We start from the raw sequence: 13,718 nt of genomic DNA on the forward strand, positions 1-13,718 counted from the left end.
GGCAGCACCGCCGGTGGCGGCCAGCCCCGTCCTTTCGCCCGTGCCGTCGAAGCCGATGGCTGGCTGCACGTGTCCGGCCAGGTGCCGGCGGTGGATGGCGAAATCATCGTGGGCGGGATTGTCGAGCAGACTCACCAGACCATGAAAAACCTGATCGCGATTCTGGAAGAGGCCGGTTACGGTCTGGAAGATGTGGTCCGTACGGGCGTATGGCTGGAAGACCCGCGGGATTTCTGGAGTTTCAATAAGGTGTTTTCCGAGTACTTCAAAAGCGAACACGCCCCGGCCCGGGCCTGTGTGCAGGCGAACATGATGGTCGATTGCAAGGTCGAGATTGACTGCATCGCCTACAAGAAAAAGGCCTGAGGCTATAGATCGTTCCTACGCTCTGCGTGGGAATGCCTCAACGGACGCTCCGCGTTCGGCTCTGGATGTGACGCGGAGCGTCACGGGATGCATTCCCACGCGGAGCGTGGGAACGATCAGCGTGGGAACGATCATTAGCGGTAAACTCCCGGCACTTTGAATGGGACCACTGAAATGACCGAAGACACCATCAAGCGCCGGGCTCGCGGTCTGGACCGGGCGTTCGACATCCTCGATTTCCTCAAGGAAATCGGCCAGCCCCTGCGCCCGAACGAAATCGCCAGCGGCATCGGCAGCCCGAAATCCACGGTCTATGAACTGGTCGCATCCTTGTTGGAGCGGCGCATCCTCGAGCCCGTGGGCAAGGACGGTCACGTTTACCTCGGCCGTCAGTTGTACTTCCTCGGGCAGGCGCATTTGCGTCATTTCGACCTGTCCCGCGAGGCCGATCACGCTTTGCAGGAAATCGTCAGCCAGACCCGCGAAACCGCGCAGATGTGCCTGCTCAACGGGCGCAAATACACCGTGGCATTGATGAAAGAGGGTGAGCGGCATTTCCGCATTTCCTCGGACATCGGCGAAAACGCGCCGATTCCCTGGACTGCTTCCGGGCGCCTGCTGCTGGCGCACCTGAGCGATCAGCAAATCGTCGATTTGATCGACCCCGACGACTTCATCCTGCCCGACGGCGAACGCCTGCCGCTGGAGCAGTTTCTCGTGGAGATCCGCCAGGCCGCCATCGACGGATTCTTTTCCTTCGACAGCGTCGCCGACACCTTTACCCATTGCTTCGCCGCCCCGGTCAAAGATCCGAACGGCGTGGCCATCGCGACCCTGTGCATCGTCGCCCCACGGGCCGATGCGAAGAACAATTACAACGACTATCGCCGGGTGCTGATCGACAGCGCCAACAGCCTCGCCCGGCGTATCAACGAATAACAGCGGCTGCCTGCGGCCGTGTGTGAGGAGAACGACCATGTCTACTGCCATCAATACCGCCGCCGTGGAAAAGGGCGCTGCCCAGACCGGCGCCAACCTGGTGCGGGACGTCAGCCTGCCGGCACTGGTGCTGCACCGCGACGCGCTGGAACACAACATTCGCTGGATGCAGGACTTCGTCAGCCACAGCGGCGCAGAACTGGCGCCTCACGGTAAAACCAGCATGACCCCGGCGCTGTTTCGCCGGCAACTGGACGCCGGTGCCTGGGGCATCACCCTGGCCAGCGCCACGCAAACCCGCGCGGCTTACGCCCATGGTGTGCGCCGGGTGCTGATGGCCAATCAACTGGTCGGTACGCCGAACATGGCGCTGATCGCCGACCTGCTGGCAGACCCGACCTTTGATTTCTATTGCATGGTCGATCACCCGGATAACGTCGCCGACCTCGGCGCGTTTTTCGCCTCGCGCGGCGTGCGCCTGAACGTGATGATCGAGTACGGCGTGGTCGGCGGTCGTTGCGGTTGCCGCACCGAAGCCGAAGTGCTGGCGCTGGCCAAGGCTATCAATGCTCAACCGGCGTTGGCGCTGACCGGCATCGAGGGCTACGAAGGGGTGATTCACGGTGATCATGCGGTGAGCGGCATCCGCGAGTTCGCCGCCTCCCTGGTGCGTCTGGCGGTGCAATTGCAGGACAGCGGCGCGTTCGCGATTGCCAAGCCGATCATCACCGCGTCGGGGTCGGCCTGGTACGACCTGATCGCCGAGTCGTTCGAAGCGCAGAATGCCGGCGGGCGCTTCCTCAGCGTGCTGCGTCCTGGCAGTTACGTGGCCCACGACCACGGCATCTACAAAGAAGCGCAATGCTGCGTGCTCGACCGTCGCAGCGACCTGCACGAAGGTTTGCGCCCGGCGCTGGAAGTCTGGGCGCATGTGCAGTCGTTGCCGGAACCGGGTTTTGCGGTGATCGCCCTGGGCAAGCGCGACGTGGCTTATGACGCCGGTTTGCCGGTGCCGTTGCTGCGTTACAAGGCCGGCGTGGTGCCGGCGATCGGCGATGATGTGAGTGCCTGCAAGGTAACGGCGGTGATGGACCAGCACGCCTTCATGACCGTGGCGCCGGGGGTTGAGTTGCGAGTGGGCGATATCATTTCGTTCGGGACTTCGCACCCGTGTTTGACGTTCGACAAGTGGCGTATCGGGTGTCTGGTGGATGAGCAGCTGAATGTCCTCGAAACCATGGAAACCTGTTTTTAAGAGCCCCCACAACATGAACAACATCAGCACCCTCGGGCCCAACACCCCGCGCATTGCCCTGATCGGCGAGTGCATGATCGAATTGCAGCAACGCGCCGACGGCTCTCTGCAACAAAGCTTCGGCGGCGATACCCTGAACACTGCGGTCTATCTGGCCCGTGAACTGGGCGATGACGGCACGGTGGATTACGTCACCGCCCTGGGTGACGACAGTTTCAGCGATGCGATGTGCCAGAGCTGGGCCAGTGAACACATCGGGCTGGGCATGGTCCAGCGTTTATCCGGTCGCTTGCCCGGCCTGTATTGCATTCAGACTGATGCGGCCGGCGAGCGGCGTTTTCTCTACTGGCGCAATGAAGCGGCCGTGCGCGATTGCTTTACCACCCCGGCGGCCGCGCCGATCCTGGCGGCGCTGCCGGATTACGACGTGTTGTATTTCAGCGGCATCACCCTGGCGGTGCTCGGTGAGCAGGGCCGGGAGAAGCTTCTGGATACCCTGATCGAAGCCCGGCAGCGGGATGCGCGGATTGTGTTCGACAACAACTATCGACCACGCCTGTGGGCCTCGGTCGAGGACGCACGAGCGGCTTATCGTAAAGTTTTGCCCTATGTCGACCTGGCGTTGCTGACGGTTGATGACGAGCAGGCACTGTTCCACTTTTCCGATTGCGCAGCGGTGTTTGCCGCTTACGAGCAGATGGGCACGCCCGAAGTGGTACTCAAGCGCGGTGCCGAGGCATGTTTGATTCGTTGTGACGGCGAGTCGTTCGAAGTGCCGGCGCAGGTGGTCGAACGGGTGGTGGACACCACGGCGGCGGGGGATTCGTTCAGTGCGGCGTATCTGGCTTGCCGTTTGAAAGGTGGTAACCCGGTCGAGGCTGCAGAAGCGGGGCATCGGTTGGCGAGTCGGGTGATTCAAGTGCCCGGGGCACTCATCCCGAGATAGGCGATGGGGCCCTGAAGCCAGCCGATCAATCCCGGTAAAACACCTGGACCAGGTGATAACCGAACTTGCTCTTGATCGGCCCATGCACCACCCGCAGCGGTTTTTTGAAGATTACCGCATCGATCGCCCCGACCATCTGCCCGGGCCGCACTTCGCCAAGATCCCCGCCGCGTTTGCCGGACGGGCACGTGGAGTATTTCTTGGCCAGCACATCGAAGGCTTCGCCCTTGGCGATGCGTTGTTTGAGCTGCTCGGCTTCTTCCGAGGTTTTCACCAGAATATGGCGGGCTTGGGCTTTCATGGGCAGTACCTTGCAACGGTGGTGGCTATGTTGGTGCCAGCGGGGCGCGCGCGATTATGCCTTAACTCAGCCGGCTTGGCCGATCATCGTGCGAATCTTGTTGGCCAACAGGTCCATGGAAAAGGGTTTGGCCACCATGTCCATGCCTTCCTCCAGGAAGCCCTGGCGTTCGGCGGCTTTCTCGGCATAACCGGTAATGAACAGCACTTTGAGCTCTGGGCGGTGCTGACGAGCGATTTCTGCCAGTTGCCGACCGTTCATGCCCGGCAGCCCGACATCGGTCACCAGCAGATCGACCCGCAGGTCGGACTCCAGCAAGGGCAGGGCGCTCTGCGCATCTTCGGCTTCGTGGGCGTGATAACCCAACTCTTTGAGCAGGTCGAGCACCAGCATGCGCACCGCCGGATCGTCTTCCACCAACACCACGGTTTCACCGGCAACCGCTGGCGGTGCCTCACCGATGACCGGCAGCTGAGCGTGCTCCGGCAGGGCGACGTGCAACCGTGGCAAATACAGGCGAACGCTGGTGCCCTGGCCCGGCCGGCTGTGCAGGCTGACGTGCCCGCCCGACTGCTGGGCGAAACCATAAATCATCGACAGCCCAAGGCCGGTGCCCTGGCCGATGGGCTTGGTGGTGAAGAACGGATCGAAGGCCTTGGCCAGTACCGACGGGGTCATGCCGGCGCCGTTGTCGCTGACGGCAATCATCAGGTAATCCCCGGCCCTGACCGGCTCCAGCGGGGTGACGTCGCTGCCGTCGAGGTGAACATTGGCGGTTTCGATCAGCAACTCGCCGCCATCGGGCATCGCATCCCGGGCATTGATCACCAGGTTGAGCAAGGCGTTTTCCAGTTGGCTGACATCGGTACTGACCGGCCAGACCTCATCGGCCAGCTTCAGTTTGAGCTCGATGTGATCGCCCTTGGTCCGGCTGAGCAAGTCTTCCAGAGAGTGCACCAGCTGGTTGGCGTCCAGTGGTCTGCGATCCAGTGACTGACGCCGGGAGAATGCCAGCAGACGGTGGGTCAGGGCGGCGGCGCGATGGGCCGAGGACACCGCCGCTTCGGTGAAGCGACCGATCTCGGCTGCGCGCCCATCGGCGATGTAGCGTTGCATCAAATCGAGGCTGCCGATGATCCCGGTGAGCATGTTGTTGAAGTCATGGGCGATGCCGCCGGTGAGCTGGCCGACCGCTTCCATTTTCTGCGCATGCCGTAAGGCGTCTTCGGCGCGCTCACGCTCGAACATCTCGTTCTGCAGTCGCTGGTTGGCTTCGGCCAGTTGTTGGGTGCGGGCGCTCACGCGTTCTTCCAGGGTTTCGTTGAGGTTGCGCAGAGCCTCTTCGGTCTGTTTGCGCTCGGTCTCGTCGATCACGAAGATGTAGAAACCATTCACCGCGCCGTCCGCGCCATGGCGTGGCAGGTAGTTCATCAGGGCCTGGCGGGTGCTGCCGTCGCGGTGGTCGGCGCTGATGCTGAAACAACAGGTCCTGCCTTTCAGCGCCTCGGCGATGTGTTCGGCGCGCAGGGCATAGGCTTCATCGCCAAGCACTTCACGAATGGTCCGGCCGTAAAGCTCCTGGGGCGTCAGGCCATACCATTCCAGGTAGGCGGCATTGTTCAGGCGAAAGCGCTCTTCGCGGTCCACGTAACTGATCAGGATCGGCATGGCGTTGATGATCAGTTGCAGCTCGGTCTGGCTTTGGCGCAAGGCCTGTTCGATGTGTTTGCGTTCGGTCAGGTCCAGCGCGGCGCCGAGGAAACGGATCGGCCGGCCATGGTGGTCCTTGTAGCAACGACCCCGGGCAAACACCCAGCGCAACTGGCCGTCGGCCTGCAGCAAGCGATATTCCTCGGCGTATTCGCTGCCATGGGTGATGCAGTGCTTGATGCTGCGGGCGATCATGGCGCGGTCTTCGGGGTGCACGCCGTGCAGGTATTCGCTGATCGGCAACTGGCTGGCCATGGCCGGATCGACGCCATGCAATTGCGCGAAGTGCGCATCGGCGATGAAACGGTCTTCGCCAATGTCCCAGTCCCAGGTGCCGACGGCATCGGTGGCGGCCAGCGCCAGTTGCAGACGCTGCTCGGTTTCTTGCTGGGCCTTGAGGCTGGCGGCAGAGCGTTGTTCCAGTTCGAGGGCGATGCGGCGGCGTTCGTTGGTTTCGATGGCCGTGACCAGAATCCCGGCAACCTCGGCGCTTTCATTGCGAATGGGGCTGTAGGTCAAATCCAGCCAGAAGTCAGAATCCCGACCGTCGCGTTGCAAGGTAAAGCGCTGTTCGCTGTAGGTTCGCACCTGGCCCTGTAGGACGGCGCTGTAAATCGGGTCAGTAAAGTCTTTGAGTTCCGGCCAGATCAGGTGCGTCGGTTGTCCGAAAGCGTGAGGGTGTTTGCTGCCGGCGAGGAAGGCGAAGCCGTCGTTGTAGATCTGGGTGAGCTGCGGGCCCCACAGCAACAACATCGGCATCGGCGAGTGGATCACGATGTCTACCGCGGTGCGCAGGCTCTGCGGCCAGTTTTCGGCGGCACCCAGCGGGTTGTTTGTCCAGTCCAGTCGGGCAATCAGGGCCTGGGCATCGCTGGCGGTTGGTGGTGCGTTCATCTACATGTCCTGCGCGTGAGTCAGTGTGGCGGCGTCTACTATCCTTGCTGGGCGGTAGACGCTGGATGACCCGCATGGGGTCATTTTTTTATTGAATGCTTCGCGGGTGCTTTTTGCCATGGAAATCGATGCACTGCTGCAGATGCTGGCCAGCCGCAATGGCTCCGATCTTTACCTGTCCACGGGCGCGCCACCCAGCGCGAAATTTGACGGTGTGCTCAAACCCCTGACCGATCAACCGTTCAAGCCAGGAGAAGTGGCGGCTATTGCCGCGTCCATCATGGACGCCGAACAGCGCCTGGAGTTCGATCGGGACCTGGAAATGAATCTGGCACTTTCCCTGCCCGGGGTCGGGCGTTTCCGGCTCAATATCTTCAAGCAGCGCAATGACGTGTCGATCGTGGCGCGCAACATCAAACTCGATATTCCACGCTTCGAAGACCTCAACTTGCCACCGGTGCTGCTCGAAACCGTGATGCTCAAACAAGGGCTGATGCTGTTCGTCGGCTCGACCGGCTCGGGCAAGTCGACCTCGCTGGCGGCGTTGATCGATTACCGCAACCGCCACAGCAGCGGCCATATCATCACCATCGAAGACCCGGTCGAGTTTATCCATCGGCACAAGAAGTCGATCGTCAATCAACGCGAGGTCGGCGTCGATACCCGCAGTTTCCATGCCGCGCTGAAAAACACGTTGCGCCAGGCGCCGGACGTGGTGTTGATCGGCGAAATCCGCGACCGAGAGACTATGGAACATGCGCTGGCGTTTGCCGATACCGGCCATCTGGTGATTTCCACGTTGCATGCGCACAACGCCAATCAGGCGCTGGACCGGGTGATCAATTTCTTTCCGGAAGAACGCCGGGCGCAACTGCTCAACGACCTGGGTAACAACCTCAAGGCGTTTGTGTCCCAGCGTTTGGTGCGTACCCGCGACGGGCAGCGCCGGGCGGCGGTGGAGGTGATGCTGGGCACGCCAACCATCGGCGACCTGATCCGGCGCAATGAGTTTGGCGAGCTCAAGGGGATCATGGAGAAGTCTTCAGAGGCAGGGATGCAGACGTTTGACGGGGCGCTGTTCGCGTTGTTTGCCGAGGGCGCGATCGATGAGGCGGAGGCGTTGAAACATGCGGATTCGGTGAACAACTTGCGCTTGCGCCTGAAAATGCACGCCGAAGCCACGCCCGGCCCCCATACGCCGTCGGGTGAATGGGGTTTGATGGACTAGCGCCGGCGTCAGTCGTTCAGTTCGGGGCGGTCGCGAAACTGCTCCAGTGCCTCGGGGTTGGCCAGTGCATCGGTGTTCTTCACCTTCTGGCCATGCACCACATTGCGCACCGCCAACTCGACCACCTTGCCGCTGATGGTCCGTGGGATGTCCGTCACCGCGACAATTTTCGCCGGCACATGCCGTGGCGTGGTGTTGGCGCGGATGATCTGGCGAATCTGTTGTTGCAGCGCTTCGTCCAGTTCGACGCCATCGCGCAAGCGCACGAACAGCACCACTCGCACGTCATCCTGCCATTGTTGACCGATGGCCACACTGTCCAGCACCTGCGGGACTTTCTCCACCTGACGGTAGATTTCCGCCGTGCCGATGCGTACGCCGCCGGGGTTGAGCACCGCGTCGGAGCGGCCGTGGATCAGCATGCCGCCGTGGGGGAGTTGCTCGGCGTAATCGCCCTGGGCCCAGACGCCGGGGAACAGGCTGAAATACGACGCGCGCAGTTTTTCCTGTTGCGGGTCGTTCCACAGCCCAATAGGCATGGCAGGAAAATGCCGGGTGCACACCAGCTCGCCTTTTTCACCGATCACCGGCTGGCCAGCGTCGTTCCACACTTCGACCGCCATGCCCAGGCCCTTGCACTGCATTTCGCCACGGCGCACCGGCAGCAGCGGATTGCCGATCACAAAGCACGAAACAATGTCGGTGCCGCCGGACATCGAAGACAGGCACAAATCGGACTTGAACGCGCGGTAGACGTAATCGAAGCTTTGCGGCGACAACGCCGAGCCGGTGGACAGTATGGTTTTCAGGCTGCTCAGGTCATGACTGTCGCACGGCTTCAAGCCATTGCTTTCCAGCGCGGTGAGGAATTTCGGGCTGGTGCCAAAGACGTTGAGGCGCTCGTCGTCGATCAGGTCGATCAAGCGCTCCGGGCCTGGATGAAACGGCGAGCCGTCATACAGCACCACCGCGCTGCCGACGGCGAGCGCCGAGATCAGCCAGTTCCACATCATCCAGCCGCAGGTGGTGTAGTAGAACAAACGGTCGCCGGCGCCGAGGTCGGTGTGCAGGCCATGTTCCTTGACGTGTTGCAGCAACACGCCGCCGGTGCCGTGCACAATGCATTTGGGCACGCCGGTGGTGCCGCTGGAATAGAGGATGTACAGCGGATGGGCGAAGGGCACGGGAACGAATTGCGGCTCGCCGCCCGGGTCGTAAAAGTCGTCCCACAGCGTCACGTTGGCCTGGCAGCGGAAATCCTCGATGCGCGCCTGAGGGCGTGCATAAGGCACAACAATCAATTGCTGCAAGGATGGCAGTTGTCCGAGGATTTCATTGACCTTGGTGGTCTGGTCGATCTCTTTGCCGGCGTAGCGGTAACCGGCGCAAGTGATCAGCACTTTCGGTTCGATCTGGCCGAAGCGATCGATCACCCCGTGGGTGCCGAAATCGGGTGAAGAACAGGACCAGATAGCGCCCAGGCTGGTGGTGGCGAGCATGGCCACCAGGGTTTGCCAGGTGTTCGGCATGCACGCCGCCACGCGGTCGCCGAGGCCGACACCGGCGGCTTTCAGGCCGTTTTGAAATCCAGCGACGTGGCTTGCCAGTTCGGCCCAGGTCAGTTGTTCCCGTTGGCCGTTTTCACCGATGGCCACCACTGCCACGGCATCGTCACGACGGCGCAACAGGTGTTCGGCGAAGTTCAGGGTCGCGCCGGGGAACCACTGGGCGCTGGGCATTTGCGCGCCTTCGATCAGCACTGCGTCTGGCTGATCGTGAAAACGGACGTCGAAGAAATCGACGATCGCCTGCCAGAAGGCTTCCCGCTGGTCGATGCTCCATTGGTGCAGGGCAGGGTAGTCGGCGATTTCAAGGGTGTGTCGCTGATTGATGAAGCGCCGGAAGGCCTCCATGCGGGTCTTGCCGATGCGCTCGGTGCCGGGTTGCCAGAGGATGTCGGACATGGCTTGGCCTCTTCTTGTTTATGCATCAGATCGTTCCCACGCTCTGCGTGGGAATGCCTCAATGGACGCTCTGCGTCCGCTTTTGGGACGCGGAGCGTCCCGGGCTGCATTCCCACGCGGAGCGTGGGAACGATCATGCGTGGGAACGATCAGTGTCTGGGCTGGCGGCAGGTTACTGCGCCAACCACCCACCATCAATATTCCACGCCGCACCACGCACCTGGCTACCGGCTTCGCTGCATAAAAACAGCACCAACTCACCCAGCTGCGGCGGCGTCACGAATTCCAGTGACGGCTGTTTCTCGGCCAGCAAGTCGTGTTGCGCCTGCTGCGGGTCGATCCCGGTCGCGGCGCGATCGTCGATTTGCTTCTGCACCAGCGGTGTCAGCACCCAGCCCGGGCAAATGGCATTGCAGGTAACGTTGCTGGTGGCGGTTTCCAGACCGACCACTTTGGTCAGGCCGATCACGCCATGTTTGGCCGCGACGTATGCTGCCTTGCCCACCGAACCGACCTGGCCGTGCACCGAGGCAATGTTGATGATGCGTCCCCAGCCCTTGGTACGCATGCCCGGCAGGCTCAAGCGGGTGCTGTGGAACACCGATGACAGGTTGATCGCCATGATCGAGTCCCAGCGCTCCACCGGAAAATCTTCCACCGACGCCACGTGCTGGATGCCGGCATTGTTGACCAGGATATCCACGCCACCGAACTCACGCTCGGCGTACTCGATCATGTCGGCGATCTGTGCCGGGTCGCTGACGTCGGCCGGGTGATGTCCGACCTTGCTGCCGAATTGTTCTACTTCGGCAATCACTTTTGACGCATCGCCGAAACCGTTGAGGATCAGGTTGGCGCCAGCCTTGGCCAGGCTCAGGGCGATCCCCAGACCGATGCCGCTGGTGGAACCGGTGACCAGTGCGGTCTTGCCCGAAAGAGTCGTCATGAACACCTCACACAATGCCAGTGGCGTAGAAAGTACCGATCACCACAAAAACAGCGAGTGTCTTGATCAGCGTAATACAGAAAATGTCTTTGTAGGCCTCGCGGTGGGTCAAACCGGTGACCGCCAGCAAGGTAATCACCGCGCCGTTGTGCGGCAGGGTGTCCATGCCGCCACTGGCCATCGCGGCGACCCGATGCAGCACTTCCAGCGGAATATTGGCGGCGTGGGCGGCGCTGATGAAACTTTCGGACATCGCCGCCAAAGCGATGCTCATGCCGCCCGACGCCGAGCCGGTGATGCCGGCCAGCAGGGTCACGGTAATCGCTTCGTTGACCAGCGGATTGGGAATGCTCTTGAGCCAGTCGGACAGCACCAGAAAGCCCGGCAACGCCGCGATCACCGCACCGAAACCGTATTCCGACGCCGTGTTCATCGCCGCCAGCAGCGCGCCGCTGACCGCACTTTTACTGCCTTCGGCCAACTTGCCGCGAATCGCCTGAAAGCCGAACACCAGCACCATGATGATGCCCACCAGCAAGGCCGCCTGGACCGCCCAGATCGCCGTCAGCTTGGCAATGTCGGTGGTCACCGGGGCAGCCATGCCCGGCAGCGCGAGGCTGTGAGTCTTGCCGTACCACACGGGAATCCAACGGGTGAACAGCAGGTTCATCAGGCCCACCAGCAACAGCGGCGACAGCGCGATCCACGGGTTGGGCAGCTGGATGTCCGGCGCGGTTTCCGGCTCGTTGCGCAACTCTGAACCATAGCCTTCACCACTGCGCTGGGCCTTGTTGCGCTGGCGCTGCAGAAACAGCATGCCGGCGCAGAACACGAAAATCGCGCCGACCACACCCAGCCACGGCGCCGCCCAGGCGGTGGTGTTGAAGAAAGTGCTGGGGATGATGTTCTGGATCTGCGGCGTGCCGGGCAGGGCGTCCATGGTGAACGAGAACGCGCCGAGGGCGATGGTCGCCGGGATCAGGCGTTTGGGAATATTGCTCTGGCGGAACATCTCGGCGGCAAACGGGTACACCGCAAACACCACCACAAACAGCGACACGCCGCCGTACGTGAGCAGGGCGCAGACCAGCACGATCACCAGCATCGCCTGGCGAGTACCAAGCAAACGAATCGCCGCTGCGACGATGGAGCGGGAGAAACCTGACAACTCGATCAGCTTGCCGAACACGGCACCGAGCAGGAATACCGGGAAATACAGTTTGACGAAGCCGACCATTTTCTCCATGAACACCCCGGTGAAGACGGGGGCAACGGCGGAAGGGTCGGTGAACAGGACGGCGCCGAGGGCGGCGATCGGGGCAAAGAGGATAACGCTGTAGCCACGGTAAGCGGCCACCATCAGCAGCGCGAGGGCTGCCAAGGCAATGATCACACTCATGGTGTGTCTCTCCAGGATTGTTATTTTTGTAGGGTGAAGCTTGGTGGAGAGGGCTATAGCGGATTTCGTGCCAGATATCTAAGCTGTTGAAATATAAAGAATTTATGTTTTTTATGAACATTGCGAAGGATTTTTGTCTCTATTCGGAGACGATTTGGCACTTTAAAAGATCGCAGCCTTCGGCAGCTCCTACAGGGAAACGCGGAAATCACCGTAGGAGCTGCCGAAGGCTGCGATCTTTTGATCTTGAAAATCCATCTACAAATAGAGATGCATGTCTCTTTATTGAGACTCGGCAATCCCTAACGCCACCATCTTTTTGTACAACGTCGACCGCCCCAGCCCCAACCGCGCCGCCGCTTCAATCACCTTTCCACCGCATTGCGCGAGGGCCGATTCAATCAACTGCCGATCAAACCGTTCGCGAGCCTCGCTGAAGGTTTCATGGGCAATCGGCTCAAGGGGCAGAGGCGCCGCACGCTCCACCGGGGTAAAACTGCCAATCGCCGCGCGGATATCCGCCGAGTTCAGTATCAAATCATCACTGAGCAACGCCGCCCGTTCCAGCACGTTGCGCAGTTCACGAATGTTCCCCGGCCAGGCGTGTTGCCCCAACAGATCCAGGGCTTCGCGATTCAATTCGTGCTGACTGCGCAGCTCTTCGAGGATCGCTTCGCTGAGGGCCGGCAGGTCGTCGAGGCGATCACGCAGAGGCGGGACCTGAATCGGCAGCACGTTGAGGCGGTAATACAGATCGGCGCGAAACTCGCCGCGTTTGATCGCCGCCACCAGGTCGGTGGAGGTGGCTGCGATCACTCGCACATCACTCTGAATCACTTCGTTGGAGCCCACCGGCTCGAATTCCTTTTCCTGCAACACCCGCAGCAACTTGCTTTGCAGCGGCAGCGGCATGTCGCCGATCTCGTCGAGAAACAGCGTGCCACCCTGGGCGATTTGCAACTTGCCAGCGCGGCCCTTGCGATCGGCGCCGGTGAACGCGCCGGGCGCGGTGCCGAAGAACTCGGCTTCCAGCAGCGACTCGGGAATCGCTGCGCTGTTGATGCTGACGAAAGCTTTATGCGCCCGGGGCGATGCGCCGTGGATTGCCTGGGCCAGCAGTTCCTTGCCGGTGCCGGTTTCACCGAGCAACAGCACCGGCGACTCGGCGCTGGCGCTGCGTCGGGCGCGGCGTTTGACTTCGAGGCTGGCGGCGCTGGTGCCGATGAAGTGCGCGAAGTTGTACTTGGTCTGCCGCGCCCGCAGCAGCGAGCGGGTGGACGCCAGTTCTTCCTGCATGCTCAGGTAGCGCTTGAGCATCGGCGACAGGCTGCGCAATTCATCGAACAGGGCAAAACCGATGGCGCCGATCACCGCGCCGGCATCGTCGTGAATCGGCAGGCGCATCACCACCAACGGTTCCTTGGGGGTGTCTTGCATGTCCAGCAGGATCGGCCTTCCGGTGCGCACCACCTCGCGCAACAGGCTGCCGGGGATCACGCTTTCACAGGCCCTGCCGATGGCACCGGCGGCCGACTCCAGGCCGAACCGCCGGGCATAGCGCTCGTTCATCCAGACGATGTTCGCGTCGCGGTCGACAATCACCGTGCCTTCGCTCGATTGCTCGATGATCTCGAACAGTGAGCGGATCGCCAGGGTGCGAACGCGCTGGTAGTCCTTGAGGCTTTCGGTGGTGTTCATGGGGGTCATGTCCAGGATGTGTGGTGTCTGTGCCCGCGAAGGCCGCGACGCGGTCCAACGGCATGCCGCCGA

At 61.7% G+C, this 13,718-nt stretch carries 11 protein-coding genes; 5 read left to right on the top strand and 6 right to left on the bottom strand.

Annotated elements, in window-relative coordinates:
• The 4 genes from PMI21_RS25915 to PMI21_RS25900 all read left to right on the top strand — a co-directional run.
• Nucleotides 1-366: RidA family protein (locus tag PMI21_RS25915; RefSeq protein WP_007933737.1), on the top strand; the 366-nt coding region annotated here is incomplete at its 5' end.
• A gap of 174 nt (nt 367-540) precedes the next feature.
• Nucleotides 541-1,305 carry an IclR family transcriptional regulator gene (locus PMI21_RS25910; protein WP_007933739.1) on the top strand — a complete coding sequence of 255 codons (765 nt, stop codon included), beginning with the start codon at nt 541-543 and terminating at the stop codon, nt 1,303-1,305.
• A 37-nt stretch (nt 1,306-1,342) separates the two neighbouring features.
• Entirely contained in the window at nt 1,343-2,560 is a 1,218-nt protein-coding gene (locus tag PMI21_RS25905; RefSeq protein WP_007933741.1) for an amino acid deaminase, read from the top strand.
• Nucleotides 2,561-2,573: 13 nt separating this feature from the next.
• Nucleotides 2,574-3,506: a sugar kinase gene (locus PMI21_RS25900; protein ID WP_007933742.1), complete on the top strand. Its 933-nt coding sequence runs from the start codon at nt 2,574-2,576 to the stop codon at nt 3,504-3,506.
• Nucleotides 3,507-3,531: 25 nt separating this feature from the next.
• Here PMI21_RS25900 and PMI21_RS25895 read toward each other — a convergent pair whose 3' ends face one another.
• Nucleotides 3,532-3,807: a peptidylprolyl isomerase gene (locus PMI21_RS25895; protein WP_007933743.1), complete on the bottom strand. Its 276-nt coding sequence runs from the start codon at nt 3,805-3,807 to the stop codon at nt 3,532-3,534.
• A 66-nt stretch (nt 3,808-3,873) separates the two neighbouring features.
• Nucleotides 3,874-6,411 carry a PAS domain-containing hybrid sensor histidine kinase/response regulator gene (locus tag PMI21_RS25890; protein ID WP_007933744.1) on the bottom strand — a complete coding sequence of 846 codons (2,538 nt, stop codon included), beginning with the start codon at nt 6,409-6,411 and terminating at the stop codon, nt 3,874-3,876.
• A gap of 118 nt (nt 6,412-6,529) precedes the next feature.
• Here PMI21_RS25890 and PMI21_RS25885 point away from each other — a divergent pair, with 118 nt between their 5' ends.
• Nucleotides 6,530-7,639, top strand: coding sequence for a PilT/PilU family type 4a pilus ATPase (locus PMI21_RS25885; RefSeq protein WP_007933745.1), 1,110 nt, complete (start codon nt 6,530-6,532; stop codon nt 7,637-7,639).
• An 8-nt stretch (nt 7,640-7,647) separates the two neighbouring features.
• Here the strand turns inward: PMI21_RS25885 and PMI21_RS25880 are convergent, their stop codons facing one another.
• The 4 genes from PMI21_RS25880 to PMI21_RS25865 form a co-directional block, all read right to left on the bottom strand.
• Nucleotides 7,648-9,603: an acetoacetate--CoA ligase gene (locus PMI21_RS25880; protein ID WP_007933746.1), complete on the bottom strand. Its 1,956-nt coding sequence runs from the start codon at nt 9,601-9,603 to the stop codon at nt 7,648-7,650.
• A 172-nt stretch (nt 9,604-9,775) separates the two neighbouring features.
• Entirely contained in the window at nt 9,776-10,549 is a 774-nt protein-coding gene (gene hbdH / locus PMI21_RS25875; RefSeq protein WP_007933747.1) for a 3-hydroxybutyrate dehydrogenase, read from the bottom strand.
• Nucleotides 10,550-10,556: 7 nt separating this feature from the next.
• Nucleotides 10,557-11,948 (bottom strand): GntP family permease, encoded by a 1,392-nt coding sequence (locus tag PMI21_RS25870; protein WP_007933748.1) that lies wholly within the window; start codon nt 11,946-11,948, stop codon nt 10,557-10,559.
• A 282-nt stretch (nt 11,949-12,230) separates the two neighbouring features.
• The gene (locus tag PMI21_RS25865) at nt 12,231-13,646 is read right to left on the bottom strand and encodes a sigma-54 interaction domain-containing protein (RefSeq protein ID WP_007933749.1); all 1,416 of its coding nucleotides are present in this window, start codon (nt 13,644-13,646) and stop codon (nt 12,231-12,233) included.
• Nucleotides 13,647-13,718 lie beyond the last annotated feature (72 nt).

The sequence above is a fragment of the Pseudomonas sp. GM18 genome, assembly GCF_000282195.1.
Taxonomy (GTDB): Bacteria; Pseudomonadota; Gammaproteobacteria; order Pseudomonadales; family Pseudomonadaceae; genus Aquipseudomonas.